This is a genomic window from Hydrogenophaga sp. UC242_53 (genome assembly GCF_042696965.1).
In the GTDB taxonomy this organism is placed as follows: Bacteria; Pseudomonadota; Gammaproteobacteria; order Burkholderiales; family Burkholderiaceae_C; genus Hydrogenophaga.
The window spans coordinates 4,033,672-4,056,654 of sequence record NZ_CP170552.1; the positions used below are offsets into that span (position 1 = coordinate 4,033,672).

Consider the following 22,983-nt stretch of genomic DNA (forward strand, 5'->3'; position numbering starts at 1 on the left):
GGGCGCGGGCGCCGCGGGGTGGTGGTGATGGTGGTGATGTGCGTGCTGGTCCATGTCGGTTCCTCCTGAAAATTCGAATCCCTGGTGTTGGTCCTGTGCTCAGCGCTCGGGCTGGCCGGCCTGGTGCACCTGGACACCGCGCATCCAGGCCATGAGGTCGATGGGGCTGGAAGAACGTTCGCCGGCGGCCTCGTCGCGCGGCAGGCGCCCCTTCCGGAGTTGGGGCTTGTGCTCTGGCTGGTGCTGGGCCGGGCTGTGCAGCGAGAGCTTGTCGAGAATGGCGCAATGGGGCTGGTCGTTGCCATGGCAAGCCTGCACCAGCACCGACAGCCCGTCCATCATCTGCTCGATCTCGTGCCGCTTTTCTTCCAGGTCGGCCAGGTGACGTTGGGCCACGGCCTTGACCTCGCGGCTGCTTCGCCGCGAATCGCTCCACAGGCCGATGAGCTCGGCGATCTGCGCCACCGAAAAACCCAGCCGGCGCGACTGCCGGATGAACCGCAGCACCGAGACCTCGCGCTCACCGTACAGGCGGTAACCCGATTCGCTGCGCTCGGCCGCGGGCAGCAGGCCGATCTGTTCGTAATGGCGGACCATCTTGGCCGACACGCCGGCCGCGGCGGCCGCTTCGCCAATGTTCATCAAGGGGGTCATGGTGTGTTCCGTGAGGTCGGGTGGGGAATGGAATGTGGAATGAAGGGAGGATGCAGCTTGACACCGTGGGAAGGTCAAGGCCCCCACCGAGGGCCTTGACGAACGGTCGTCAGGCCGGTGGGTAGCCGGCTTCGCTGAGGGCGTCGATCAGCGCGGCGCGGTCTTCGTCGCTGCGCACCTGGACCTTGCGCTGCGGCAGATCGAGCTGGATGTCACAGGCCGCGTCGAGGCGCTTGAGGGCGATGCTCACCTTGGAGGCGCAGTGGCCGCAGGTCATTTCGGGGAGGTGGAACTCGTGCATGGAAGACTCCGTGAAAGTTGAGGGAATCCGCACTCTGGGCATTGCCACGGAGGCAAGGTCAAGTGGCGCCGGTGGTTGACCTGACCACCGTGTCAAGGCTGAGCATCCGAGGTCTCAACCTACCGGAGACCCCCTTGAACACCACCACCCTTGCGCTCACCGAGCACCAATTTCCCATCGAAGGCATGACCTGCGCCTCGTGCGTGACCCGCGTGGAGAAGGCCTTGAAGGCCGTTGCCGGCGTCAGCGAAGTCAGCGTCAACCTGGCCACCGAACGGGCCACCGTGAACGCCACCGCCACCACCACGGGCGCCAGCCTGGCGGCTGCGGTGCAAAAAGCCGGGTACAGCATGGGCGCTGAAACCTTTGAATTGACGATTGAAGGCATGACCTGCGCTTCGTGCGTGGGCCGCGTCGAAAAAGCCCTGAAGGCGGTGCCCGGCGTGCAGGCCGCCGAAGTCAACCTGGCCACCGAACGGGCCACCGTGAGAGCGGTGGGGACGTCACCCAATGCCCTGGTCGCCGCGGTGGACGCGGCCGGCTACCACGCCACACCGTTCGAGGAAGGCGCCGCCGCACCACCCGCGGCCCGCCCAGGCGAACCCTGGTGGCCCGTGGCGCTGGCCGCCGCGCTCTCGTTGCCCCTGGTGCTGCCCATGGTCGGCATGCTGTTCGGCGCCGACTGGATGATCAATGGCTGGCTGCAACTCGCGCTGCGCCACGCCCGTGCAGTTCTGGCTGGGCGCGCGCTTCTACAAGGCGGGCTGGAAGGCCGTGCGCGCCGGTGCCGGCAACATGGACCTGCTGGTCGCCCTGGGCACCAGCGCGGGCTATGGTTTGAGCCTGTACCTGCTGTTCAAGCACGCCGAGCACGGCACCCCACACCTGTACTTCGAAGCTTCGGCCGTGATCATCACGCTGGTGTTGCTGGGCAAGTGGCTGAGAGGCCCGCGCCAAGCGCCAGACCACCGCCGCCATCGCGGCCCTCAACGCCCTCAAGCCCGACGTGGCGCGGGTGCGCATGCCTTACGGCGATGTGGACGTGCCCATGGCGCGCGTGAAACTCGGGGACATCGTGGTCATCCGCCCGGGTGAACGCATCCCGGTGGACGGGATCGTCACCATTGGTTCCAGCCAGGTGGACGAATCGCTGATCACCGGCGAGAGCCTGCCGGTCGCCAAACACGCGGGCGACAAGGTCACCGGTGGCGCGGTCAATGCCGAGGGCCTGTTGCTGGTGGAGACCACGGCCGTGGGCGCCGAGTCCACGCTCTCGCGGATCGTGCGCATGGTCGAATCGGCCCAGGCGAAGAAGGCCCCGATCCAGCGCATCGTGGACCGCGTGAGCGCGGTCTTCGTGCCGGTGGTGCTGGTGATCGCCACGATCACCCTGCTGGGCTGGGGCCTGGCGACGGGCCAGTGGGAGCAAGCCATCCTGAACGCGGTGGCGGTGCTGGTGATCGCCTGTCCTTGTGCGCTGGGTCTGCGCCACGCCCACCGCCATCATGGCCGGCACCGGGGTGGCCGCGCGCCACGGCATCCTGATCAAGGACGCCGAGGCACTGGAGGTGGCGCACCGCATCGACACGGTGGCCTTCGACAAGACCGGCACGCTGACCGAAGGCAAGCCGCAGCTGGTGTCGGCCCTGCCGGCAGCCGGCCATGAGGCGGCGCTGCTGTCGTGGAGCGCGGCCATCCAGGCCGGCAGCGAACACCCGCTGGCGCGCGCCGTGATGGACGCCGCGAAAGCGGCCGGCGTGCCCACGCTCTCGGCCGCCAAGGTGAGTGCCGTGCCCGGGCGCGGCATGTCGGCCGAGGTGCAGGGCCGCGCACTGCGCCTGGGCAGCCCGCGTTACATGCAGGAGCTCGGCGTGGACACCACCGCGCTGGCCGGGCCCTCGCAGCAACTCCAGGAAGAGGGCCGCACGGTGTCCTGGCTGGCCGACGTGACGGAGTCGCCGGTGCTGGTGGGCCTGCTGGCGTTTGGCGATGCCCCCAAGGTCAGCGCCATCACCGCGGTGAAGAGCCTTCAGGCCATGGGCGTGCGCACGGTGATGCTCACGGGCGACAACCGGGGCAGCGCGGCGGCGGTGGGCGGTGCGCTGGGCATCGACCACATCGAGGCCGAGGTGCTGCCGGCGGACAAGGCAGCGATCGTGAACCGGCTCAAGGCCGGCGGCCGGTCGGTGCGATGGTCGGCGACGGCATCAACGATGCGCCGGCCCTGGCGGCAGCCGATGTGGGCATCGCCATGTCCACCGGCACCGACGTGCGCATGCACGCGGCCGGCATCACGCTCATGCGCGGCGACCCGGCGCTGGTGGCCGATGCGATCGACATCTCGCGCCGCACCTACCGCAAGATCCGCCAGAACCTGTTCTGGGCCTTCGCGTACAACGTCATCGGCATCCCGCTGGCCGCGGCGGGTTTGCTCAATCCGGTGGTGGCGGGTGCGGCCATGGCGCTCAGCAGCGTGAGCGTGGTGAGCAACGCGCTCCTGCTGCGAGGCTGGCGCGCGGGCAACGATCACGCTTCGTCTGTGCGTTGACCATGGAAGTCGGGGCGCACCGTGCGGTGCCACCGACTTCGCTCAAAGCCTCGACAGAAACAAAAAAGCCCACGTTACCGTGGGCTTCAATGACAAGCAAACGCTTGGTTTTTTGGTTGCGGAGGCAAGATTTGAACTTGCGACCTTTGGGTTATGAGCCCAACGAGCTACCAGGCTGCTCCACTCCGCGTCAAGCCTTGTATTCTATCACGCTTTGTCAGCGTCGGCCGCCGGGGCGGCATCTTCTGCACGATCCACCAGTTCGACCAGTGCCATCGGCGCGTTGTCGCCCACGCGGAAACCCATCTTCAGGATGCGGGTGTAGCCACCGGGACGGGCCTTGAAGCGCGGGCCCAGTTCGTTGAACAGCTTCACGACCACATCGCGGTCGCGCAGGCGGTCGAACGCCAGGCGGCGGTTGGCGCAGCGTGGGTTCCTTGGCCAGGGTGATCATGGGCTCGACCACGCGGCGCAGCTCTTTGGCCTTGGGCACCGTGGTCTTGATGGCTTCGTGCGTGAGCAGCGAATTCATCATGTTGCGCAGCATGGCGAGGCGGTGCTCGCTGGTGCGGTTGAGTTTGCGAAGTCCGTGTCCGTGACGCATTTTTTCATCCTTTCAGTGTTTTGCCCCCAGCCGTATCAGGTACTGGGAGTTGGTCCGGGTCTGGCCTCCTTGCCAGACGCTGCGGTCTTTAGTGCTTGTCCAGGCCGGCAGGCGGCCAGTTTTCAAGCTTCATGCCCAAGGTCAGGCCGCGCGAGGCAAGCACTTCCTTGATTTCGTTGAGCGACTTGCGACCCAGGTTGGGGGTCTTGAGCAGCTCGTTCTCGGTGCGCTGGATCAGATCACCGATGTAATAGATGTTCTCGGCCTTGAGGCAGTTGGCCGAGCGCACGGTCAGTTCCAGCTCGTCCACAGGACGCAGCAGGATCGGGTCGAATTGCTGCGAGCTGCGCTGTGCCGGGGCATCGAACGCCGAGAGCTCCACGCCTTCGAGCTGCGCGAACACCGCGAGCTGTTCGACCAGGATCTTGGCCGAGGCGCGAACCGCTTCTTCCGGACCGATGGAGCCATTGGTCTCGATCTCGAGCACCAGCTTGTCCAGGTCGGTGCGCTGCTCGACGCGGGCGCTTTCCACCGTGTAGCTCACGCGCTTGACGGGCGAGAACGAGGCGTCGAGCACGATGCGGCCGATCGAACGCGTCTGGTCGTCGTTGCGGCGCAGGCTGCCCGGCACATAGCCACGGCCCTTTTCCACCTTGATCTGCATGTCCAGCTTGGCGCCGGCAGACAGGGTGGCAATCACGTGCCCGGGGTTGACAATCTCGACGTCGTGCGGCGTCTGGATGTCGGCAGCCGTCACGACACCTTCACCATCCTTGCGCAGACTCAGCGTGACTTCGTCGCGGTTGTGCAGCTTGAACACCACGCCCTTGAGGTTCAAGAGCATGTTGACAACATCTTCCTGCACGCCGTCGATCGACGAGTACTCGTGCACGACACCCGCGATGGTGACTTCGGTCGGCGCGTGGCCGGTCATGGACGACAGCAGAACCCGGCGCAGGGCGTTGCCCAGCGTGCTGGCCATAACCACGCTCGAAGGGCTCGAGCGTGACTTTGGCGCGATTGGTCGAGACTTGCTCGACGTTGATGGTCTTGGGCTTCAGCAGATTGTTCAGCATTCAAACTTCCTTCAGGACCCTCGGCTCGTTACACCGATAAGGCAGACGGAGCATGGCCCGACCGCACCACGAGGATGCCGGCCGGGAACGGAATTAACGGGAATACAGTTCGACGATCAGCGATTCGTTGATGTCAGAGCCGAACTCATCGCGGTCGGGCGACTTCTTGAACACGCCTTCGACCTTGTCGGTCGACACATCGACCCAAGCCGGGAAGCCAATCTGCTTGGCGCAACTCGAGGGCTTCGATGACGCGGCCTTGTTTCTTCGACTTCTCGCGCACCGCGATCACGTCACCGGCCTTCACCGAGTACGACGGGATGTTGACCGACTGGCCGTTCACCGTGATCGCCTTGTGCGACACGATCTGGCGGGCTTCGGCGCGGGTGGAGGCAAAGCCCATGCGGAACACCACGTTGTCCAGGCGCGCTTCGAGCAGGAACAACAGGTTCGCGCCGGTGTTGCCACGGCGGCGATCGGCTTCGGCGAAGTAGCGGCGGAACTGGCGCTCCAGCACGCCATAGGTGCGCTTGACCTTCTGCTTCTCGCGCAGCTGCACGCCGAAATCGGAGGTGCGCTGGCCCGAGGTGCGGCCGTGCTGGCCGGGCTTGGAGTCGAACTTGGCCTTGTCGCTGATCGAGCGGCGGGCGCTCTTGAGCAACAGGTCGGCGCCTTCACGGCGGGAAAGTTTGGCCTTGGGGCCGAGGTAACGTGCCACGTTGGTTTCCTTGGTTTCACTGCCGCAACCGGTTGTTGCGGGAGCCATCCCTCAGGGGAGATGGCGGTGGGCTTAGCAAAAATGCCACCGCAGGCGACTGCGGTGGCGCTCGAAAAAAGCCTTCAATTATACCGCGATCAGCGCGGTCGTGCCTCAGATGCGGCGGCGCTTCTGCGGGCGGCAGCCGTTGTGCGGCACCGGGGTCACGTCGGAGATCGAGTTGATGCGGATGCCCAGGGCGCCGAGGGCGCGCACCGAGGATTCGCGGCCAGGGCCGGGGCCCTTGATCTCGACGTCCAGGTTCTTGATGCCTTGTTCAATGGCGGCGCGGCCAGCCACTTCCGAAGCCACCTGGGCAGCGAAAGGCGTGGATTTGCGCGAGCCCTTGAAGCCCTGGCGACCCCGACGAAGCCCAGGACAGTGCGTTGCCCTGGCGGTCGGTGATGGTGATGATCGTGTTGTTGAACGAGGCGTGCACGTGTGCAATGCCGTCGGCAACGTTCTTGCGGACTTTCTTGCGAACGCGGGCGGATGCGCTGCTGGAGGGAGACTTGCCATGAGGGTCCTTCTAACCGTTTATTTTTTCAGCGACTGGGCGGCCTTGCGGGGACCCTTGCGCGTACGGGCGTTGGTCTTGGTGCGCTGACCACGCAGCGGCAGACCACGGCGGTGGCGGAAGCCACGGTAGCAACCGATGTCCATCAAACGCTTGATGTTCATCGTGGTTTCACGACGCAGGTCACCCTCGATCGTGAACGTACCGACCTGGTCGCGCACTTTTTCGAGTTCCGCGTCGCTCAGATCCTTGATCTTCTTGGCGTAGTCGATGCCGCAGGCTTCGCAGATCTTGCGAGCGCGGGTGCGGCCAATGCCGAAGATTGCCGTCAAGCCGATTTCGGCGTGCTTGTGCGGCGGAATGTTGATGCCTGCAATACGAGCCATGTTGGGTCCTCTTAACTAACCGGTCAGCCTTGACGCTGCTTGTGACGCGGATCGGTGCAAATGACTCGCACGACGCCATGCCGTTTGATGATCTTACAGTTGCGGCACATTTTCTTGACCGAAGCCGAAACTCTCATAGTCTTCTCCTAGATATTCCTAAAACATTCAACAACTGACCATTCACTTCGAGCGGAACACGATTCGCGCTCGGGTGAGGTCGTAGGGCGTGAGCTCTACCTTGACCTTGTCCCCCGGCAGGATCCGGATGTAATGCATCCGCATCTTGCCGCTGATATGCCCCAGCACCACATGACCGTTTTCGAGCTTGACCCTGAAGGTCGCGTTGGGGAGGTTTTCAATCACCTCACCCTGCATCTCGATCACATCGTCCTTGGCCATAAGCGAAGTTCAAGGGGAGGTTTTGAAACTGGCCTTCTTGAGCAGCGATTCGTATTGCTGCGACATCATGTAATTCTGAACCTGGGCCATGAAGTCCATGGTGACCACCACGATGATCAACAGGGAGGTGCCGCCGAAATAGAACGGCACGTTGTACTTCAGGATCAGGAACTCGGGCAGCAGACACACGGCGGTGATGTACACAGCGCCAGCCAGTGTCAGCCTCAACAAAATTTTGTCGATGTAGCGGGCGGTCTGGTCACCCGGGCGGATGCCTGGAATGAACGCGCCACTCTTCTTCAGGTTGTCGGCCGTCTCGCGGCTGTTGAACACCAGTGCGGTGTAGAAGAAGCAGAAGAAAACGATGGCCGCGGCGTACAGCGCCACGTAGATCGGTTGACCGGGTGACAGCGCCGCCGCGATGTCGCGCAACCAGCGGGTCGAGTCACCGGTGCTCACCCAGCTCACCACCGTGGTGGGCAGCAGGATGATGGACGACGCGAAGATCGGCGGAATCACGCCAGCCATGTTCAGCTTGAGCGGCAGGTGCGAGGACTGGCCTCCGTACACCTTGTTGCCCACCTGACGGCGTGCGTAGTTCACCAGGATCTTGCGCTGGCCGCGTTCCACGAACACCACGAAGTAGGTGACCAGGATCACCAGCGCGATGATGAAGATCGACACCAGGATGTTCATGGCACCGGTGCGCACCAGCTCCAGCAGACCACCAATGGCGCTCGGCAAACCGGCCGCGATACCCGCGAAGATCAGGATCGAGATGCCGTTGCCCAGACCGCGCTCGGTGATCTGCTCACCCAGCCACATCAGGAACATGGTGCCGGCCACCAGGCTGACCACGGCCGTCAGGCGGAAGCCCATGCCAGGATCGATCACCAGACCAGGCGAACCTTCCAGGGCCAGGGCAATGCCCATGGCTTGGAAAATGGCCAGGGCCAGCGTGCCGTAGCGCGTGTACTGCGTGATCTTGCGGCGTCCGGCCTCGCCCTCTTTCTTCAGCTGCTCGAACGTGGGCACCACGTAGGTCATGAGCTGCATGATGATCGAGGCCGAGATGTACGGCATGATCCCCAACGCGAACACGGTGAAGCGCGAGAGCGCACCGCCCGAGAACATGTTGAACAGGCTCAGAATGCCGCCCTGCTGCCCCTGGAACAATTGCGCCAGTTGCGCGGGGTCGATGCCGGGCACAGGAATGTGTGCACCGATGCGGTAGACCACCAGCGCCAGCAACAGGAACACCAGCCGGCGACGCAGGTCGCCGAACTTTCCGGTTTTGGCCAGGGACGTGGATCCAGTTGCCACAGGAATCTTCCGTTCGAGTCCGATCAGGCCGCCAGGGAGCCGCCAGCGGCTTCGATGGCCTGCTTGGCACCCGCGGTCGCGGCGATGTCCTTGAGGGTCACGGCACGCGTGATCTCGCCGGTCTTGATCACCTTGACGCGCTTGGCCAGGTGAGGCACCAGGCCAGCCTGCTTGAGCACGAGCACATCGACCTCGCTCACGTCGAGGGCGTTGAGGTCGGCCAGCGTGACTTCAGCGTTGAACTGCAGTTGCGCCGACTTGAAGCCGCGCTTGGGCAGACGGCGCTGCAGCGGCATCTGACCGCCTTCGAAACCGACCTTGTGGTAGCCACCCGAACGGGACTTCTGGCCCTTGCTGCGCACGACCTGCCGTTTTGCCCAGGCCCGAACCGATGCCGCGGCCGACACGGCGCTTGGCATGCTTGGCGCCTTCGGAAGGCTTGATGGTATTGAGTTGCATGTCAGTGACTCCGATCAGACGATTTTGACCAGGTAGCTGATCTTGTTGATCATGCCGCGCACGGCGGGCGTGTCCTGCAGCTCGCTGACGCTGTTGAGCTTGCGCAGGCCCAGGCCACGGACGGTGTCGCGGTGGGATTGCTTGGTTCCAATGGGGCTGCGCACCAGTTGAACCTTGACGGTGTTTTGAGTGGTCATGATCGCTCCAATCAACCCAGGATCTCTTCGACGGACTTGCCACGCTTGGCAGCCACGTCGGCAGGGGTCGTCGAATTCTTCAGTGCGTCCAGCGTGGCGCGCACCAGGTTGTAGGGGTTGCTCGAGCCATGGCTCTTGGCCACGACATCGGTGATGCCCAACACTTCGAACACCGCGCGCATCGGGCCGCCAGCGATGATGCCGGTACCCTTGGAAGCCGGCAGCATCATGACGTTGGAAGCGCCGTGCTCGCCGTGCACGCTGTGGTGCAGCGAGCCGTTCTTGAGCGACACCTTGATCATGTTGCGACGGGCCTGTTCCATGGCCTTCTGCACGGCCACCGGCACTTCACGCGCCTTGCCCTTGCCCATGCCCACGCGGCCATCGCCATCACCGACCACGGTCAGCGCTGCGAAACCGAGAATGCGACCGCCCTTGACCACCTTGGTCACGCGGTTGATCGCGATCATCTTCTCGCGCAGACCGTCTTCGTTCGCTTCTTTGTTGATGTTTGCCGTAAATTTAGCCATTTTGTGTATTCCGTTTGATCAGAACTGCAGACCGGCTTCACGAGCCGCGTCTGCCAGGGCTTTCACCCGGCCGTGGTAAGCAAAACCGGAACGGTCAAACGCCACCTTCTCGATGCCGGCGGCCTTCGCCTTTTCGGCGATGCGCTTGCCCACCAAGGCAGCGGCAGCGGTGTTGCCACCCTTGCCAGCGCCACCGATCTGGGCACGCACTTCGGCTTCGGCGGTCGATGCAGCAGCCAGCACGCGGCCGCCGTCGTCGGAGATGACGCTGGCGTAGATGTGCAGGTTGGTGCGGTTCACGCTCAGGCGCACGGCGCCTTGTTGCGCAATGCGGATGCGCGTTTGGCGGGCGCGGCGGAGACGTTGCTCTTTTTTGGTCAACATGATCCTGGTCCTTATTTCTTCTTGGTTTCCTTGATCACGACCTTTTCATCCGCATAACGGATGCCCTTGCCCTTGTAAGGCTCGGGGGGGCGAACGGCTCGCACCTCGGAAGCGATCTGGCCCACGCGCTGGCGGTCGGAACCCTTGATCAGGATTTCGGTCGGCGTCGGGGTTTCCACCTTGATGCCGGCGGGCATGTCCATCACCACGGGGTGGGAGTAGCCAACCGTCAGGTTGAGCTTGGCACCCTGTGCCTGGGCCTTGTAGCCCACGCCCAGCAGCGTCAGCTTCTTCTCGAAGCCCTTGCTCACACCATTGACCATGTTGTTGACCAGCTGGCGCATGGTGCCGGACATGGCATTGGCTTCGCGCGATTCGTCCACGGGGACGAAGGTCAGCGTGCCGGCCTTGTTCTCAACCTTGACCAGCGTGTTCAGCGTCAGCGCCAGGGCACCCAGGGCACCCTTGACATTGATCTGGTTGTCCTTGACGGCGACTTCCACCCCGGCTGGGACGGTGACCGGCAGTTTTCCAATACGTGACATTAATTTCTCCTCAATGCCCGCATCAGGCGACGTAACACAGGACTTCGCCACCGACACCGGTAGCGCGTGCCTTGCGGTCGGTCATCACGCCTTGCGGCGTGGTGACGATCGCCACGCCCAGACCGTTCTGAACCTGGGGGATGGCGTTGCGGCCACGGTAGACGCGCAGGCCGGGACGGCTCACGCGCTCGATGCGCTCGATCACGGGACGACCGGCGTAGTACTTGAGAGCGATCTCAAGTTCGTTCTTGCCGTCGGTGCTCTTGACCTGGAACCCGTCGATGTAACCCTCGTCCTTCAGGACCTGGGCGATCGCGGCCTTGACCTTGGAAGCCGGCATCGTCACAACGGCCTTCTCGACCATCTGTGCGTTGCGGATGCGGGTCAACATGTCAGCAATAGGATCACTCATGCTCATTTGTGGTTCTCCTAATGCTTACCAGCTGGCTTTGGTGATGCCGGGGATTTCACCGGCAAACGCCATTTCACGGACCTTGGCACGGGCCAGGCCGAAGTGGGCGAAGGTGCCACGCGGACGACCGGTGATCTCGCAGCGGTTGCGCTGACGGGTCGGGTTCGCGTTGCGGGGCAGCTTCTGCAGCGCCAGGCGGGCTGCATCGCGTTCTTCTTCGCTCTTCTTGGCGTCGTTGGACGTCGCCTTGAGTTCGGTGTATTTCTTGGCGAACTTGGCGGCGAGCTTCTCGCGCTTGAGTTCACGTTGGAGTAGTGCTTGTTTAGCCACGCGCCACCTCAGTTCTTGAACGGGAAACGGAAACCGGCCAGAAGAGCCTTGCACTCTTCGTCGTTCTTGGCGGTCGTCGTGATGCTGATGTTGAGACCGCGCAAGGCATCGACCTTGTCGTACTCGATCTCAGGGAAAATGATCTGTTCCTTGACGCCGACGTTGTAGTTGCCGCGGCCGTCGAACGAACGGCCGGAGATGCCACGGAAGTCGCGCACGCGGGGCAGCGCCACGGTGACGAAACGGTCCAGGAATTCGTACATGCGCGCGCCACGCAGGGTGACCATGCAGCCAATGGCCTGCTGTTCACGGATCTTGAAACCCGCGATGGCCTTGCGGGCCTTGGTCACGACCGGCTTCTGGCCAGCGATCTTGGTCAGGTCGCCGACGGCGTTGTCCATGACCTTCTTGTCGGCCACGGCCTCGCTCACACCCATGTTGAGCGTGATCTTGGTGATGCGCGGCACTTCCATCGTCGACTTGTAGCCGAACTTCTTCATGAGGTCCGGGGCGATGGTGTCGCGGAAAACTTCTTGCAAACGTGCCATGGTCATGCCACCTTGATTTCTTCGCCGCTGGACTTGAAGACGCGCACTTTCTTGCCGTCGGCCAGGAGCTTGATGCCCACGCGATCCGCCTTGCCGGTGGCGCCATTGAAGATGGCGACGTTGGACTGGTGGATGGGCATGGTCTTTTCGATGATGCCGCCGGTGATGCCCTTCATGGGGTTCGGCTTGGCATGCTTCTTGACGAGGTTCACGCCTTCGACAACCAGGCGGCTGTCGTCGCTGCGCTGCAGCACCTTGCCGCGCTTGCCCTTGTCGCGACCGGCAATCACGATGACTTCATCGCCACTACGAATCTTGTTCATGATGAGTCCTCAGAGAACCTCGGGCGCCAGCGACACGATCTTCATGAACTTCTCGGTGCGCAGTTCGCGCGTGACCGGTCCGAAGATGCGGGTGCCGATGGGCTCCAGCTTGGCGTTGAGCAACACTGCTGCGTTGCCGTCGAATTTGATCAGGGCGCCGTCCTGACGACGGATGCCCTTGGCGGTGCGGACCACCACAGCGTTGTAAACCTCGCCTTTTTTGACGCGGCCACGGGGCGCTGCTTCCTTGATGCTGACTTTGATGACGTCGCCCACACTGGCGTAACGACGCTTGGAGCCGCCGAGCACCTTGATGCACATCACGGACTTCGCGCCCGTGTTGTCAGCAACATCGAGTCGAGATTGCGTTTGAATCATTTGATTTAAGTCCCAACTTGAATCCCCCCAGCCACCACGGCCGGGAGTGATCAGTCTTGGGCCCGTCGTTGAAGGCTTGCCGGGCATTGCACCCGGCTCACCCCCTTCGGTGGGCAGATAGCTCTTCGCCTTTTCAAGCGAAGCCGCGAATTATGGCATGGATGCGGCCGGCGCGTCAACTGGGGATGCAGAAACCGGCAGATACCGGGCGCACAGGGCCTGGAAAGCCGCCAGTTCCGGGTCGCCGGACAGCTCTTCGGCCAGGATCGCCGCCACGGCGGGCGCCAGGCGGGCGGCCTCGGCGGCATCCAGGAACAGGACGCGCCAGCGCCGGGCCAGCACATCCTCCACGGTCTGGGCGTACTCGAAGCGGGCGGCATAGCGCACCATGGCCTCGGTCAATCCGGCACCCAGCAGGTTCGCCTGCCCCGGGCAGGCCCCCACCTGCGGGGCTTCGGTCCCATATAAGTGAAGACCGGGTGGCGCATACAGCGGCGTGACCGGGCTGGCGGTGGCCCCGGCGCCCAGCAGCACGTGGCCGGCGCTCTGACCACCGGCGCGGTGCGGCAGCAGGCGGCTGGCGAAGCAGCGCTCCAGCACGTCCTCGGCCATGGCGCGGTAGGTGGTCCATTTGCCGCCGGTGACGGTGACCAGGCCATTGGCATCCACCACGATGGTGTGTTCGCGCGACAACACCTTGGTGCCGCCCGCGGCCGCCTCGGGCGCCGCCACCAGGGGCCGCAGGCCGACCCAGAGGCTTCGGATGTCCGCGCGGCGCACCGGCCGGCTCAGCGCCTGGCTGGCTTCGCTGAGGATGAATTCCAGTTCTTCGGCGAAGGCGTCCGGTTCGCGCGGCAGGTCGCGGCGGGGGGTGTCGGTCGTGCCCAGCACCAGCTTGCCCAGCCAGGGCACGGCGAACAGCACCCGGCCATCGCGGGTCTTGGGCACCAGCAGGGCGTGGCCGCCGGGCAGGAAGTCGCGGTCCACCACCACATGCACGCCCTGGCTGGGACTGACCATGTGCGAGGGCGCCCCGCCCTGGTTCACCGCCGGCTGGGTGCGGTCACGCAGAGCGTCGACCCAGACACCCGTGGCGTTGACCACGCAGCGGGCCTGCAACGGGAAAGTGGCACCGCCGCGCCGGTCGGTCACGTCCAGCACCGACATCGGCTGATCGGCGCCCTGGACCTGGCGCACCGCCGTGACCTCGGCGTAGTTCAGCACACGGGCGCCCGCGGCTTCGGCGCTGCGCGCCAGCGCGAGCGCCAGACGGGCGTCGTCGAACTGGCCGTCCCAGTACTTCACGCCACCCCGCAGGCCGCTGGGCTTGACGCCAGGCAGGGCCTGCAGCGCCTGTTCCCGGTTGAGGAATTCGGTGCGCCCCAGGCCCGCGCCGCCGGCCAGCAGGTCGTACAGCTTGAGGCCGAGGCCGTAAAAAGGCGTCTGCCACCAGCGGTAGGACGGCATGACAAAGGGCAACGGCTGCGCCAGGTGCGGCGCGATGCGCAGCACCGTGGCGCGCTCGGCCAGGGCTTCGCGCACCAGGGCCAGGTTGCCCTGCGCGAGGTAACGCACACCACCGTGCAGCAGCTTGGTGGATCGCGAGGAGGTGCCACCCGCGAAGTCGTGCGACTCCAGCAGCACCACGGAGAAACCGCGCAGCGCCGCATCGAGCGCCACCCCCAGGCCCGTGGCCCCGCCACCGATCACGGCCAGGTCGTACACGCCATGGCGGGACAGCGATTCAAGCAGTTCTGCGCGTTTCATGGGAGAGTGAATGGTCCTCCGCACCAGGCGGCACGGAGGACGGTTGCTACAAAAGCCGATGCATCACATCAGCGGACCTTGCCATTCTTCCATGCGTTGAGCAGCTGGTCGTAGGCGATGGTCTCTCCCTTGGGCTTTTCATTGGCCAGCTTCTTCCAGGGCGCGGCCTTGTCGCTCAGGTACTTGTTGGGATCGCCCTTGGGGTTGAGCTTGGGCGCGCAGCGCTCCATGCCGGCGCGCTCCAGGCGGCTCATGACCTGGTCCATCTGCTCGGCCAGGTTGTCCATCGCGGCCTGGGGCGTCTTCTCGCCGGTCACGGCCTGGGCCACGTTCTGCCACCAGAGCTGCGCGAGCTTGGGGTAGTCGGGCACGTTGGTGCCGGTGGGCGTCCAGGCCACGCGGGCCGGGCTGCGGTAGAACTCGACCAGGCCGCCCAGCTTGGGCGCGAGGTCGGTCATGGCCTTGCTCTGGATGTCGCTCTCGCGGATCGGGGTCAGGCCCACGATGGTCTTCTTCAGCGAGGTGGTCTTGGCGGTCACGAACTGCGCGTACAGCCAGGCCGCCGCGGTCTTGTTCTCGTCGTGGCCGTTGAAGAACGACCAGGAGCCCACGTCCTGGTAGCCGTTCTGCATGCCCTGCTTCCAGTAGGGGCCGTTCGGGCCGGGCGCCATGCGCCACTTGGGCGTGCCGTCGGCATTCACCACCGGCAGGCCGGGCTTGGTCATGTCGGCGGTGAAGGCGGTGTACCAGAAGATCTGTTGCGCGATCTGGCCCTGCGCGGGCACCGGCCCGGCTTCGCCGAAGGTCATGCCGGTGGCTTCCTTGGGCGCGTACTTCTTCATCCAGTCGATGTACTTGGTGAGGGCGTAAACAGCGGCCGGCGAGTTGGTGGCGCCACCGCGCGAGACGCTCGCGCCCTGCGGGTTGCAGCCATCGGCCGAGGCGCGGATGCCCCATTCGTCCACCGGCTTGCCGTTGGGGATGCCGATGTCGGCGGTGCCGGCCATGGACAGCCAGGCGTCGGTGAAGCGCCAGCCCAGCGACGGGTCCTTCTTGCCGTAGTCCATGTGGCCGTAGATCGGCTTGCCGTCGATGGTCTTGACGTCGTTGGTGAAGAACTCGGCGATGTCTTCGTAGGCGCTCCAGTTCAGCGGCACACCCAGGTCGTAGCCGTACTTGGCCTTGAACTTGTCCTTCAGGTCCTGGCGCGCGAACAGGTCGGCGCGGAACCAGTAGAGGTTGGCGAACTGCTGGTCGGGCAGCTGGTAGAGCTTCTTGTCGGGCGCGGTGGTGAAGCTGGTGCCGATGAAGTCCTTGATGTCCAGGCCGGGGTTGGTGTACTCCTTGCCCTTGCCGGCCATGTAGTCGGTCAGGTTCATCATCTTGCCGTAGCGGTAGTGCGTGCCGATCAGGTCGGAGTCGCTGATCCAGCCGTCGTAGATCGATTTGCCCGACTGCATGGAGGTCTGCAGCTTCTCGACCACGTCGCCTTCCTGGATCAGGTCGTGCTTGACGGTGATGCCGGTGATCTCGGCGAAGGCCTTGGCCAGCGTCTTGCTCTCGTACTCGTGCGTGGTGATGGTCTCGGACACCACCGAAATCTCTTTCACGCCTTTGGCCTTGAGCTTGGCGGCCGCGTCGATGAACCACTTCATCTCGGCCGCCTGCTGGGCCTTGGTGAGGGTGGAGGGCTGGAACTCGCTGTCGATCCACTTCTTGGCGGCGGCCTCGTCGGCCCACGCGGGCAAGGCACCCATCGGCCAGCAACGCGGCCAGGGCCAGGGTGGTGTGTCGCAATTTCATGTCGTCTCCTCTAGCGGTGTGCTTCCCCGGTGTGTGAGAGATCTCGGCCCCGGGGAAGCATTGGGCCGAATCCACAAAGAAAACCGGCTCGCTCAGCCCTTGCGCATCACCAGCAGCAGCCAGCCCATGGAGAGCACGAAGGCGATCCAGATGCTGGGCTCCTGCTCCAGCGAGAACCACTGGGCGAACCAGCCCGCCAGGCCGATGAAGGCCAGGTTGATGTAGGCCGCGCCGAGCAGGCCGATGAACAGGCGGTCGCCGCGCGAGGTGACCATGGGCAGGAAGCCCTTGCGCTCGACGGTGGGCGCCTTGACTTCCCACAGCGTCATGCCGGCGAGCATGAGCGCGATGCAGGTGAAGAACACGGCCACGGGTGTGGTCCAGACCATCCACTGAAACATGGTGAAGCTCCTCAGACGCGGCCCATCGCGAAGCCCTTCGCGATGTAGTGCCGCACAAACCAGATGACGATGGCGCCCGGCACGATGGTGAGCACGCCGGCCGCGGCCAGCGTGGCCCAGTCCATGCCGCTGGCGCTCACGGTGCGCGTCATCGTCGCCACGATGGGCTTGGCGTTCACGCTGGTGAGCGTGCGCGCCAGCAGCAGCTCGACCCAGCTGAACATGAAGCAGAAGAACGCCGCCACCCCCACGCCGGCCTTGATCAGCGGCAGGAAGATGGTGAAGAAGAAGCGCGGGAAGCTGTAGCCGTCGATGTAGGCCGTCTCGTCGATCTCGCGCGGGATGCCGCTCATGAAGCCTTCCAGGATCCACACCGCCAGCGGCACGTTGAACAGCAGGTGCGCCATGGCCACGGCGATGTGCGTGTCCATCAGGCCCAGCGTGGTGTAGAGCTGGAAGAAGGGCAGCAGGAACACGGCCGGCGGCGTCATGCGGTTGGTGAGCAGCCAGAAGAACACGTGCTTGTCGCCCAGGAAGCGGTAGCGCGAGAACGCGTAGGCCGCCGGCAGCGCCACGGTGAGCGAGATCACGGTGTTGATGCCGACGTAGATCAGGCTGTTGATGTAGCCCGAGTACCAGGACGGGTCGGTGAAGATGGTCCGGTAGTTGGCCCAGGTGAACTCGGCCGGCCACAGGGTGAAGGACGAGAGGATTTCCTGGTTGGTCTTGAAGCTCATGTTGACCATCCAGTAGATGGGCAGGAGCGCGAAGACCAGGTAGGCGATGAGGAAGAGCGTCCTCTTCCTGAAACGGCGCTTATCCATGACCCTGCTCCTTCTCCGACGTGCCCAGGCTCTGCATCCAGTTGTAGAGCACGAAGCAGAACAGCAGGATGATGAGGAAATAGATCAGCGAGAACGCCGCCGCCGGGCCGAGGTCGAACTGGCCGACCGCCTTGGTGGTGAGGTACTGCGAGAGGAAGGTGGTGGCGTTGCCGGGGCCGCCGCCGGTGAGCACGAAGGGCTCGGTGTAGATCATGAAGCTGTCCATGAAGCGCAGCAGCACCGCGATCATCAGCACGCCGCGCATCTTGGGCAGCTGGATGTAGCGGAACACGGCCCACTTGCTCGCGCCGTCGATGCTGGCGGCCTGGTAGTAGGCGTCGGGGATGCTGCGCAGGCCCGCGAAGGCCAGCAGCGCGACCAGCGGTGTCCAGTGCCACACGTCCATGATCAGCACCGTCCACCAGGCGTGCACCGGGTTGCCGGTGTAGCTGTAGTCCATGCCGGCCCACTGCAGGAAGTAGCCCATGAGGCCGATGTCGGCGCGGCCGAAGATCTGCCAGATGGTGCCGACCACGTTCCACGGGATCAGCAGCGACAGCGCCACCAGCACCAGCACGGCCGAGGACTTCCAGCCCTGCGCCGGCATGGACAGCGCCAGCGCGATGCCCAGCGGGATCTCCACCAGCAGCACCGCCAGCGAGAACTGGATCTGCCGCCACAGCGCCAGGTGCAGCTCTTCATCGCGCATCACGGCGGCGAACCATTCGGTGCCCACGAACACGCGGCGGTCGGGCGAAAGCACGTCCTGCACCGAGTAGTTCACCACCGTCATCAGCGGCAGCACGGCCGAGAAGGCCACGCAGAGGATCACCGGCAGCACCAGCCACCAGGCCTTCTGGTTCACGGGTTTGGTTGTATTGCTCATGCCACCAGCACCTCGTCCTTGTAAAAGCAGGTATGCCGCCCGAGCACGCGCAGGTGCACGGTCTCGCCCACCCCGGGCGCGCTGGCTTCGGGCGCCAGCCGGCACTTGAGGCGGTGTTCGCCCGCCTCGCAGGTCACCATCACGTAGGTGCCGATGTCCTGCACGCGCGTCACCGTCGCGGGCAGCGTGTCGGGCTCGCCCGCTTGGCCGATCGCCAGGTACTCGGGGCGGATGCCAAGCTTGACCGGCCCTTCGGGCAGCACCTGGCCGTTGGTGAGCGCCAGCGGGTGCTCCAGCACCACCACACCGCCGCGCACGCTGGTCGCGGGCAGGAAGTTCATGCCGGGCGAGCCGATGAAGTGGCCCACGAAGGTGTGCGCCGGCCGCTCGAACAGCGCCGCCGCCGCGCCCACCTGCACCGCCCGACCGCGCGTCATCACCACCACCTCGTCGGCGAAGGTCAGCGCCTCCACCTGGTCGTGCGTCACGTAGATCAGCGTGAGCTTGAGTTCGTGATGGATCTGCTTGAGCTTGCGCCGCAGCTGCCATTTCAGGTGCGGGTCGATCACGGTCAACGGCTCGTCGAACAGCACGGCCGACACGTCCGAGCGCACCAGGCCCCGGCCCAGCGAGATCTTCTGCTTCTGGTCGGCGGACAGGCCGGCCGCGCGCTGGTCGAGTTGGTGGCTCATCTCCAGCATCTCCGCGATGCGGCCCACGCGGTCTTTGATCTCGGGCTCGGGCACCTTGCGGTTGCGCAAGGGGAACGCGAGGTTCTGCGCCACGGTCATGGTGTCGTAGATCACCGGGAACTGGAACACCTGGGCGATGTTGCGTTGCTGCGGGCTCTGGCGCGTCACGTCCACGCCGTTGAAGCGCACCGTGCCTTGCGACGGCGCGAGCAGGCCCGAGATGATGTTGAGCATGGTGGTCTTGCCACAACCGGAGGGGCCGAGCAGCGCGTAGGCGCCGCCGTCCTCGAAAGTCATCTGCAGCGGCAGCAGCGCGTAATCCTCGTCCGCCTTGGGATGGGGCCGGTAGGCGTGCGCCAGGTCGAGTTCGATGCGTGCCATCAGCCCGCCCTCCCCGCGCGCGCCGGGGCCTGCACCAGCGGGCCCTCGGCATCGAAGACGAACAGCTGATCGGGCCGCAGGTACAGCGTGATGGGATCGCCCAGCGGGCAGTCATGCACGCCGGTGAGCTGGGCCACCAGCTCGCCCACGGCCGTGTGCACGTGCACAAACGTGTCCGACCCCGCGATCTCGGCCAGCTCCACGCGCCCGGGCACCGCCACGTCGCCGGGCCGCTGCACCACCCGCAGGCCACCGGCGCGCAGGCCGAGCGTGAGCCGCGCGGGCGCGTCGGCCGGCAAGGCCAGGGGCCAGACCTCGCCACCGGCCACGCGCACACCGCCCGCGACCGCCTCGGCGGCCATCAGGTTCATCGGCGGGTCGCTGAAGGCGCGCGCCACGCGAATGCTCCTGGGCGCATGAAACACCTCGGCCGTGGGGCCGTACTGCAGCAGCTCACCCGCGTCCATCACCGCCGTGTGGCCCCCGAGCAGCAGGGCCTCGCCCGGCTCGGTGGTGGCGTAGACCACGGTGGAGTCGCTGGTGGCGAACAGGTGGGTGAGCTCCTCGCGCAGTTCCTCGCGCAGCTTGTAGTCCAGGTTCACCAGGGGTTCGTCGAACAGCATCAGCGGCGCCTGCTTCGCCAGGGCCCGCGCCAGCGCCACGCGCTGCTGCTGGCCGCCCGAGAGCTCGGCCGGCAGGCGGTCGAGGAAGGGTTCGATGTGCAGGCGCGCGGCCAGCTCGCGCACGCGCTGGTCCACGCCGCGCTCGCCGCGCAGGCGCATGGGCGAGGCGATGTTCTGCGCCACTGTCATGGAGGGGTAGTTGACGAACTGCTGGTAGACCATGGCCACGTTGCGCTGGCGCACCGGCACCCGCGTCACGTCCACCCCGTCGGCCAGCACCCGGCCGATGGTGGCCGTGTCCAGCCCGGCCATCACGCGCATCAGGCTGGTCTTGCCGGCCTGGGTCGCGCCCAGCAACACCGTCACCTCCCGCGGGGCCAGGTTCAGGCTCAGGGGATAGAGGTGGGCCGTTGGCCCGACGGTCTTGCCCACGTGCTCCAGTGACAGCTGCATTCGAGTCCCAGTGTGAAAAAGCGCACACCCGAAAGCAGGTGGCGATTCGTTTTGCCGATTATGTTGTTCGTTTATGTTCCTTTTTATTCGGTACTTACCCTGAGGAGGGCCCAAAAGAATTCCGTTATGTTCGGGTGGCCTTTTCACCCACGACCGCCCGCCCCGATGAACCTCAACCCCCGCCACACCCAGCTGCTCGACGAAGTGCGCGCCCACGGTCCCCAGACCATCGAAGCCCTGGCCGAGCGCTTCGGCGTCACGCTGCAGACCGTGCGCCGCGACGTGCAGCGCCTGGCCGAGGCCGGCCTGCTGTCGCGTTTTCACGGCGGGGTGCGGCAACCGGGTTCGACCACCGAGAACATCGCCTACCGCCAGCGCCAGGCCATGCAGGCGGACGCCAAGACGCGCATCGCCCGCGCCGTGGCCCGGCGCGTGCCCAACGGCTGCTCGCTGATCATGAACATCGGCACCACCATCGAGGCCGTGGCGCGCGAGCTGCAGCACCACCGGGGGTTGCGCGTGATCACCAACAACCTGCACATCGCCTCGCTCATGAGCACCAACCCCGACTGCGAGGTGATCGTGGCCGGCGGCCTGGTGCGCGGCGCCGATCAGGGCATCGTGGGCGAGGCCACGGTGGACTTCATGCGCCAGTTCCGGGTCGACATCGGCTTGATCGGCATCAGCGGCATCGAGGCCGACGGCACGCTGCGCGACTTCGACTACCGCGAAGTGAAGGTGGCGCGCGCCATCGTCGAGCAGTCGCGCGAGGTCTGGCTGGCCGCCGACCACAGCAAGTTCAACCGCCCCGCCATGGTCGAGCTCGCGCGGCTGGACGACATCGACGTGGTCTTCACCGACGTGGCGCCGCCGCCACCGTTCGACGAGCTGCTCGCCCAGGCCAACGTCGAGTGCGTGCGCGCCGGCATCGGCACCGACAACGCCTGACCAACACTGTTCTCCCGGAAGACGCCATGACCTACCTGCTCGCCCTCGACCAGGGCACCTCCAGCTCGCGCAGCATCGTGTTCGACCGCCAGGGCCGCGTGGTCACCATGGCGCAGCGCGAGTTCCGCCAGATCTACCCGCAGCCGGGCTGGGTGGAGCACGACCCGCGCGACCTCTGGCAGACGCAGCTGGAGACCGCGCGCGAGGCCTTGAAGCAGGCGAAGCTGCGCGCCGACCAGATCCAGGCCGTGGGCATCACCAACCAGCGCGAGACCACACTGGTGTGGAACCGCCAGACCGGCGAGCCGGTGTACAACGCCATCGTCTGGCAGGACCGTCGCGCCGAGAACACCTGCGCCGAATTGCGCGAGCGCGGCGCGAGCGACACCGTGCTGCAGAAGACCGGCCTGCGCATCGACGCCTACTTCTCCGGCACCAAGCTCAAGTGGATCCTGGACCACGTGCCCGGGGCGCGCGAGCAGGCCGAGCGCGGCGAGCTCGCCTTCGGCACCGTGGACAGCTGGCTGATCTGGCAGCTCACCGGCGGCGAACGCCACGTGACCGACGTGAGCAATGCCTCGCGCACCATGCTCTTCAACGTGCATACGCGCGAGTGGGACGACGAGCTGCTGGCCCTGCTCGACATCCCGAAGCGCCTGATGCCCGAGGCCCTGCCCTCCAGCGCGCACTTCGGCCGCATGAAGGCCGAGTGGCTGGGCGCGCCGCTGGAGATCGGCGGCGTGGCCGGCGACCAGCAGAGCGCGCTCTTCGGCCAGGCCTGCTTCACCGCCGGCATCGCCAAGAACACCTACGGCACCGGCTGCTTCATGCTGATGCACACCGGCGAACGTTTCCAGGTCAGCGAGAACGGTCTCATCACCACCGCCACCGCCCAACCACCCGGGCCACAGCAGTACGCGCTGGAGGGCAGCGTGTTCATCGGCGGCGCCGTGGTGCAGTGGCTGCGCGACGGCCTGAAGGCGATCCCCTCCAGCAGCGAAGTGCAGTCGCTCGCCGAGAGCGTGCCCGACGCGGGCGGCGTGGTGCTGGTGCCCGCCTTCACCGGCCTGGGCGCGCCCTACTGGCAACCCGAGGCGCGCGGCAGCATCACCGGCCTCACGCGCGGCACCACCATGGCCCACATCGCGCGCGCCGCGCTGGAGAGCATCGCCTTCCAGAGCGCGGCCCTGCTCGACGCCATGAGCCGCGACGCGCTGGCCGCCGGCGGTGTGCCGGTGAGCGAACTGCGCGTGGACGGAGGCGCCTGCGCGAACAATTTGCTGATGCAGATCCAGGCCGACCTGCTAGGCATTCCGGTGGTGCGGCCGGCGGTGATCGAAACCACCGCGCTCGGCGCGGCCTACCTGGCCGGCCTGCACAGCGGCATCTACGGTGGGCTGGACGAACTCTCGAAACAATGGCGCGCCGAACGCACCTTCCACCCCACGCTCTCGCGCGAGCGCGCGGCCGAGAAGATGGCGCAGTGGGAACACGCCGTGCGCCAGACCGTCGCGCCCTGATGCGACGCGCGACA

23 protein-coding genes, 1 tRNA gene and 7 pseudogenes are annotated in these 22,983 nt (G+C 65.5%); 3 read left to right on the forward strand and 28 right to left on the reverse strand.

Annotated features, from left to right (window positions below; all coding sequences use genetic code 11):
* Positions 1–99 precede the first annotated feature (99 nt).
* Positions 100–654 carry a Cu(I)-responsive transcriptional regulator gene (gene cueR, locus ACFJI0_RS20240; protein ID WP_382322108.1) on the reverse strand — a complete coding sequence of 185 codons (555 nt, stop codon included), beginning with the start codon at positions 652–654 and terminating at the stop codon, positions 100–102.
* A 109-nt stretch (positions 655–763) separates the two neighbouring features.
* Positions 764–955 carry a heavy-metal-associated domain-containing protein gene (locus ACFJI0_RS20245; protein WP_382153745.1) on the reverse strand — a complete coding sequence of 64 codons (192 nt, stop codon included), beginning with the start codon at positions 953–955 and terminating at the stop codon, positions 764–766.
* Between the two features lie 185 nt (positions 956–1,140).
* Between ACFJI0_RS20245 and ACFJI0_RS20250 the strand changes: the two are divergent.
* Positions 1,141–3,503, forward strand: a pseudogene (locus ACFJI0_RS20250) (heavy metal translocating P-type ATPase).
* A 113-nt stretch (positions 3,504–3,616) separates the two neighbouring features.
* Here ACFJI0_RS20250 and ACFJI0_RS20255 read toward each other — a convergent pair.
* The 26 genes and pseudogenes from ACFJI0_RS20255 to ACFJI0_RS20380 all read right to left on the reverse strand — a co-directional run bounded on the left by ACFJI0_RS20255 (position 3,617) and on the right by ACFJI0_RS20380 (position 20,501).
* A tRNA-Met gene (locus ACFJI0_RS20255) sits at positions 3,617–3,693 on the reverse strand.
* A gap of 17 nt (positions 3,694–3,710) precedes the next feature.
* A pseudogene (rplQ, locus tag ACFJI0_RS20260) lies at positions 3,711–4,107 on the reverse strand (50S ribosomal protein L17).
* An 88-nt stretch (positions 4,108–4,195) separates the two neighbouring features.
* Positions 4,196–5,183 (reverse strand): annotated as a pseudogene (locus ACFJI0_RS20265) (DNA-directed RNA polymerase subunit alpha).
* A 93-nt stretch (positions 5,184–5,276) separates the two neighbouring features.
* Positions 5,277–5,901 (reverse strand): annotated as a pseudogene (gene rpsD, locus ACFJI0_RS20270) (30S ribosomal protein S4).
* Between the two features lie 153 nt (positions 5,902–6,054).
* Positions 6,055–6,445, reverse strand: a pseudogene (gene rpsK / locus ACFJI0_RS20275) (30S ribosomal protein S11); the annotation flags it as partial.
* Positions 6,446–6,477: 32 nt separating this feature from the next.
* A complete protein-coding gene (rpsM, locus tag ACFJI0_RS20280) occupies positions 6,478–6,843 on the reverse strand; it encodes a 30S ribosomal protein S13 (RefSeq protein WP_137917294.1) in 366 nt (121 codons plus the stop codon).
* Between the two features lie 23 nt (positions 6,844–6,866).
* Positions 6,867–6,980 carry a 50S ribosomal protein L36 gene (gene rpmJ, locus ACFJI0_RS20285; RefSeq protein WP_009514917.1) on the reverse strand — a complete coding sequence of 38 codons (114 nt, stop codon included), beginning with the start codon at positions 6,978–6,980 and terminating at the stop codon, positions 6,867–6,869.
* A gap of 43 nt (positions 6,981–7,023) precedes the next feature.
* Complete coding sequence (infA, locus tag ACFJI0_RS20290) at positions 7,024–7,242, reverse strand: translation initiation factor IF-1 (RefSeq protein WP_086118896.1); 219 nt, start codon at positions 7,240–7,242, stop codon at positions 7,024–7,026.
* Positions 7,243–7,251: 9 nt separating this feature from the next.
* Positions 7,252–8,565 (reverse strand): preprotein translocase subunit SecY, encoded by a 1,314-nt coding sequence (secY, locus tag ACFJI0_RS20295; RefSeq protein WP_297396159.1) that lies wholly within the window; start codon positions 8,563–8,565, stop codon positions 7,252–7,254.
* Positions 8,566–8,588: 23 nt separating this feature from the next.
* Positions 8,589–9,024, reverse strand: a pseudogene (gene rplO / locus ACFJI0_RS20300) (50S ribosomal protein L15).
* Between the two features lie 14 nt (positions 9,025–9,038).
* Entirely contained in the window at positions 9,039–9,221 is a 183-nt protein-coding gene (gene rpmD / locus ACFJI0_RS20305; protein WP_159589446.1) for a 50S ribosomal protein L30, read from the reverse strand.
* Between the two features lie 11 nt (positions 9,222–9,232).
* Positions 9,233–9,751 carry a 30S ribosomal protein S5 gene (gene rpsE / locus ACFJI0_RS20310; RefSeq protein WP_159589444.1) on the reverse strand — a complete coding sequence of 173 codons (519 nt, stop codon included), beginning with the start codon at positions 9,749–9,751 and terminating at the stop codon, positions 9,233–9,235.
* Positions 9,752–9,769: 18 nt separating this feature from the next.
* A complete protein-coding gene (gene rplR, locus ACFJI0_RS20315) occupies positions 9,770–10,135 on the reverse strand; it encodes a 50S ribosomal protein L18 (protein WP_382153742.1) in 366 nt (121 codons plus the stop codon).
* 11 nt (positions 10,136–10,146) lie between these two features.
* Positions 10,147–10,680 (reverse strand): 50S ribosomal protein L6, encoded by a 534-nt coding sequence (rplF, locus tag ACFJI0_RS20320; protein WP_382325751.1) that lies wholly within the window; start codon positions 10,678–10,680, stop codon positions 10,147–10,149.
* 22 nt (positions 10,681–10,702) lie between these two features.
* Positions 10,703–11,098, reverse strand: a complete 396-nt coding sequence (gene rpsH, locus ACFJI0_RS20325; protein WP_382153739.1) for a 30S ribosomal protein S8 — start codon at positions 11,096–11,098, stop codon at positions 10,703–10,705.
* Positions 11,099–11,116: 18 nt separating this feature from the next.
* On the reverse strand, positions 11,117–11,422 hold the full coding sequence (rpsN, locus tag ACFJI0_RS20330) for a 30S ribosomal protein S14 (RefSeq protein ID WP_382153736.1): 306 nt from the start codon (positions 11,420–11,422) through the stop codon (positions 11,117–11,119).
* Between the two features lie 8 nt (positions 11,423–11,430).
* A complete protein-coding gene (gene rplE, locus ACFJI0_RS20335; RefSeq protein ID WP_297396180.1) occupies positions 11,431–11,970 on the reverse strand; it encodes a 50S ribosomal protein L5 in 540 nt (179 codons plus the stop codon).
* A 2-nt stretch (positions 11,971–11,972) separates the two neighbouring features.
* On the reverse strand, positions 11,973–12,293 hold the full coding sequence (gene rplX, locus ACFJI0_RS20340) for a 50S ribosomal protein L24 (protein WP_066267894.1): 321 nt from the start codon (positions 12,291–12,293) through the stop codon (positions 11,973–11,975).
* A gap of 9 nt (positions 12,294–12,302) precedes the next feature.
* Positions 12,303–12,671, reverse strand: coding sequence for a 50S ribosomal protein L14 (rplN, locus tag ACFJI0_RS20345; RefSeq protein ID WP_009514936.1), 369 nt, complete (start codon positions 12,669–12,671; stop codon positions 12,303–12,305).
* 150 nt (positions 12,672–12,821) lie between these two features.
* Positions 12,822–14,438, reverse strand: a complete 1,617-nt coding sequence (locus ACFJI0_RS20350; protein ID WP_382322109.1) for an FAD-dependent oxidoreductase — start codon at positions 14,436–14,438, stop codon at positions 12,822–12,824.
* A gap of 68 nt (positions 14,439–14,506) precedes the next feature.
* A pseudogene (locus ACFJI0_RS20355) lies at positions 14,507–16,241 on the reverse strand (ABC transporter substrate-binding protein).
* A gap of 92 nt (positions 16,242–16,333) precedes the next feature.
* Positions 16,334–16,642 (reverse strand): DUF2160 domain-containing protein, encoded by a 309-nt coding sequence (locus tag ACFJI0_RS20360; protein WP_382322110.1) that lies wholly within the window; start codon positions 16,640–16,642, stop codon positions 16,334–16,336.
* Positions 16,643–16,653: 11 nt separating this feature from the next.
* Positions 16,654–17,466 carry a carbohydrate ABC transporter permease gene (locus tag ACFJI0_RS20365; RefSeq protein ID WP_382322111.1) on the reverse strand — a complete coding sequence of 271 codons (813 nt, stop codon included), beginning with the start codon at positions 17,464–17,466 and terminating at the stop codon, positions 16,654–16,656.
* Complete coding sequence (locus tag ACFJI0_RS20370) at positions 17,459–18,352, reverse strand: carbohydrate ABC transporter permease (protein ID WP_382153722.1); 894 nt, start codon at positions 18,350–18,352, stop codon at positions 17,459–17,461. The genes ACFJI0_RS20365 and ACFJI0_RS20370 overlap by 8 nt, the downstream gene beginning before the upstream one ends.
* A complete protein-coding gene (locus ACFJI0_RS20375; protein WP_382322112.1) occupies positions 18,349–19,425 on the reverse strand; it encodes an ABC transporter ATP-binding protein in 1,077 nt (358 codons plus the stop codon). Before ACFJI0_RS20375 ends, ACFJI0_RS20370 begins: the two co-directional genes overlap by 4 nt.
* Positions 19,425–20,501, reverse strand: a complete 1,077-nt coding sequence (locus ACFJI0_RS20380) for an ABC transporter ATP-binding protein (protein WP_382322113.1) — start codon at positions 20,499–20,501, stop codon at positions 19,425–19,427. Before ACFJI0_RS20380 ends, ACFJI0_RS20375 begins: the two co-directional genes overlap by 1 nt.
* 165 nt (positions 20,502–20,666) lie before the next feature.
* Between ACFJI0_RS20380 and ACFJI0_RS20385 the strand changes: the two genes are divergently transcribed.
* Together ACFJI0_RS20385 and glpK are read left to right on the forward strand one after the other, a co-directional pair.
* Entirely contained in the window at positions 20,667–21,449 is a 783-nt protein-coding gene (locus tag ACFJI0_RS20385) for a DeoR/GlpR family DNA-binding transcription regulator (protein WP_382153716.1), read from the forward strand.
* Between the two features lie 26 nt (positions 21,450–21,475).
* Positions 21,476–22,969, forward strand: a complete 1,494-nt coding sequence (gene glpK, locus ACFJI0_RS20390; RefSeq protein ID WP_382322114.1) for a glycerol kinase GlpK — start codon at positions 21,476–21,478, stop codon at positions 22,967–22,969.
* Positions 22,970–22,983 lie beyond the last annotated feature (14 nt).

What these genes read in the sequence shown, in the direction of transcription:
- rplF (WP_382325751.1), bottom strand. Translation starts at nt 10,680, where the DNA reads ATGTCACGTATTGGAAAACTGCCGGTCACCGTCCCAGCCGGGGTGGAA.
- ACFJI0_RS20385 (WP_382153716.1), top strand. Translation starts at nt 20,667, where the DNA reads ATGAACCTCAACCCCCGCCACACCCAGCTGCTCGACGAAGTGCGCGCC.
- ACFJI0_RS20350 (WP_382322109.1), bottom strand. Translation starts at nt 14,438, where the DNA reads ATGAAACGCGCAGAACTGCTTGAATCGCTGTCCCGCCATGGCGTGTAC.
- rpsE (WP_159589444.1), bottom strand. Translation starts at nt 9,751, where the DNA reads ATGGCTAAATTTACGGCAAACATCAACAAAGAAGCGAACGAAGACGGT.
- infA (WP_086118896.1), bottom strand. Translation starts at nt 7,242, where the DNA reads ATGGCCAAGGACGATGTGATCGAGATGCAGGGTGAGGTGATTGAAAAC.
- rplR (WP_382153742.1), bottom strand. Translation starts at nt 10,135, where the DNA reads ATGTTGACCAAAAAAGAGCAACGTCTCCGCCGCGCCCGCCAAACGCGC.
- ACFJI0_RS20360 (WP_382322110.1), bottom strand. Translation starts at nt 16,642, where the DNA reads ATGTTTCAGTGGATGGTCTGGACCACACCCGTGGCCGTGTTCTTCACC.
- ACFJI0_RS20245 (WP_382153745.1), bottom strand. Translation starts at nt 955, where the DNA reads ATGCACGAGTTCCACCTCCCCGAAATGACCTGCGGCCACTGCGCCTCC.
- ACFJI0_RS20380 (WP_382322113.1), bottom strand. Translation starts at nt 20,501, where the DNA reads ATGCAGCTGTCACTGGAGCACGTGGGCAAGACCGTCGGGCCAACGGCC.
- rplX (WP_066267894.1), bottom strand. Translation starts at nt 12,293, where the DNA reads ATGAACAAGATTCGTAGTGGCGATGAAGTCATCGTGATTGCCGGTCGC.
- ACFJI0_RS20370 (WP_382153722.1), bottom strand. Translation starts at nt 18,352, where the DNA reads ATGAGCAATACAACCAAACCCGTGAACCAGAAGGCCTGGTGGCTGGTG.
- ACFJI0_RS20375 (WP_382322112.1), bottom strand. Translation starts at nt 19,425, where the DNA reads ATGGCACGCATCGAACTCGACCTGGCGCACGCCTACCGGCCCCATCCC.
- rpsH (WP_382153739.1), bottom strand. Translation starts at nt 11,098, where the DNA reads ATGAGCATGAGTGATCCTATTGCTGACATGTTGACCCGCATCCGCAAC.
- rplN (WP_009514936.1), bottom strand. Translation starts at nt 12,671, where the DNA reads ATGATTCAAACGCAATCTCGACTCGATGTTGCTGACAACACGGGCGCG.
- rpsM (WP_137917294.1), bottom strand. Translation starts at nt 6,843, where the DNA reads ATGGCTCGTATTGCAGGCATCAACATTCCGCCGCACAAGCACGCCGAA.
- glpK (WP_382322114.1), top strand. Translation starts at nt 21,476, where the DNA reads ATGACCTACCTGCTCGCCCTCGACCAGGGCACCTCCAGCTCGCGCAGC.
- rpmD (WP_159589446.1), bottom strand. Translation starts at nt 9,221, where the DNA reads ATGACCACTCAAAACACCGTCAAGGTTCAACTGGTGCGCAGCCCCATT.
- ACFJI0_RS20365 (WP_382322111.1), bottom strand. Translation starts at nt 17,466, where the DNA reads ATGGATAAGCGCCGTTTCAGGAAGAGGACGCTCTTCCTCATCGCCTAC.
- rplE (WP_297396180.1), bottom strand. Translation starts at nt 11,970, where the DNA reads ATGGCACGTTTGCAAGAAGTTTTCCGCGACACCATCGCCCCGGACCTC.
- cueR (WP_382322108.1), bottom strand. Translation starts at nt 654, where the DNA reads ATGACCCCCTTGATGAACATTGGCGAAGCGGCCGCCGCGGCCGGCGTG.
- rpmJ (WP_009514917.1), bottom strand. Translation starts at nt 6,980, where the DNA reads ATGAGAGTTTCGGCTTCGGTCAAGAAAATGTGCCGCAACTGTAAGATC.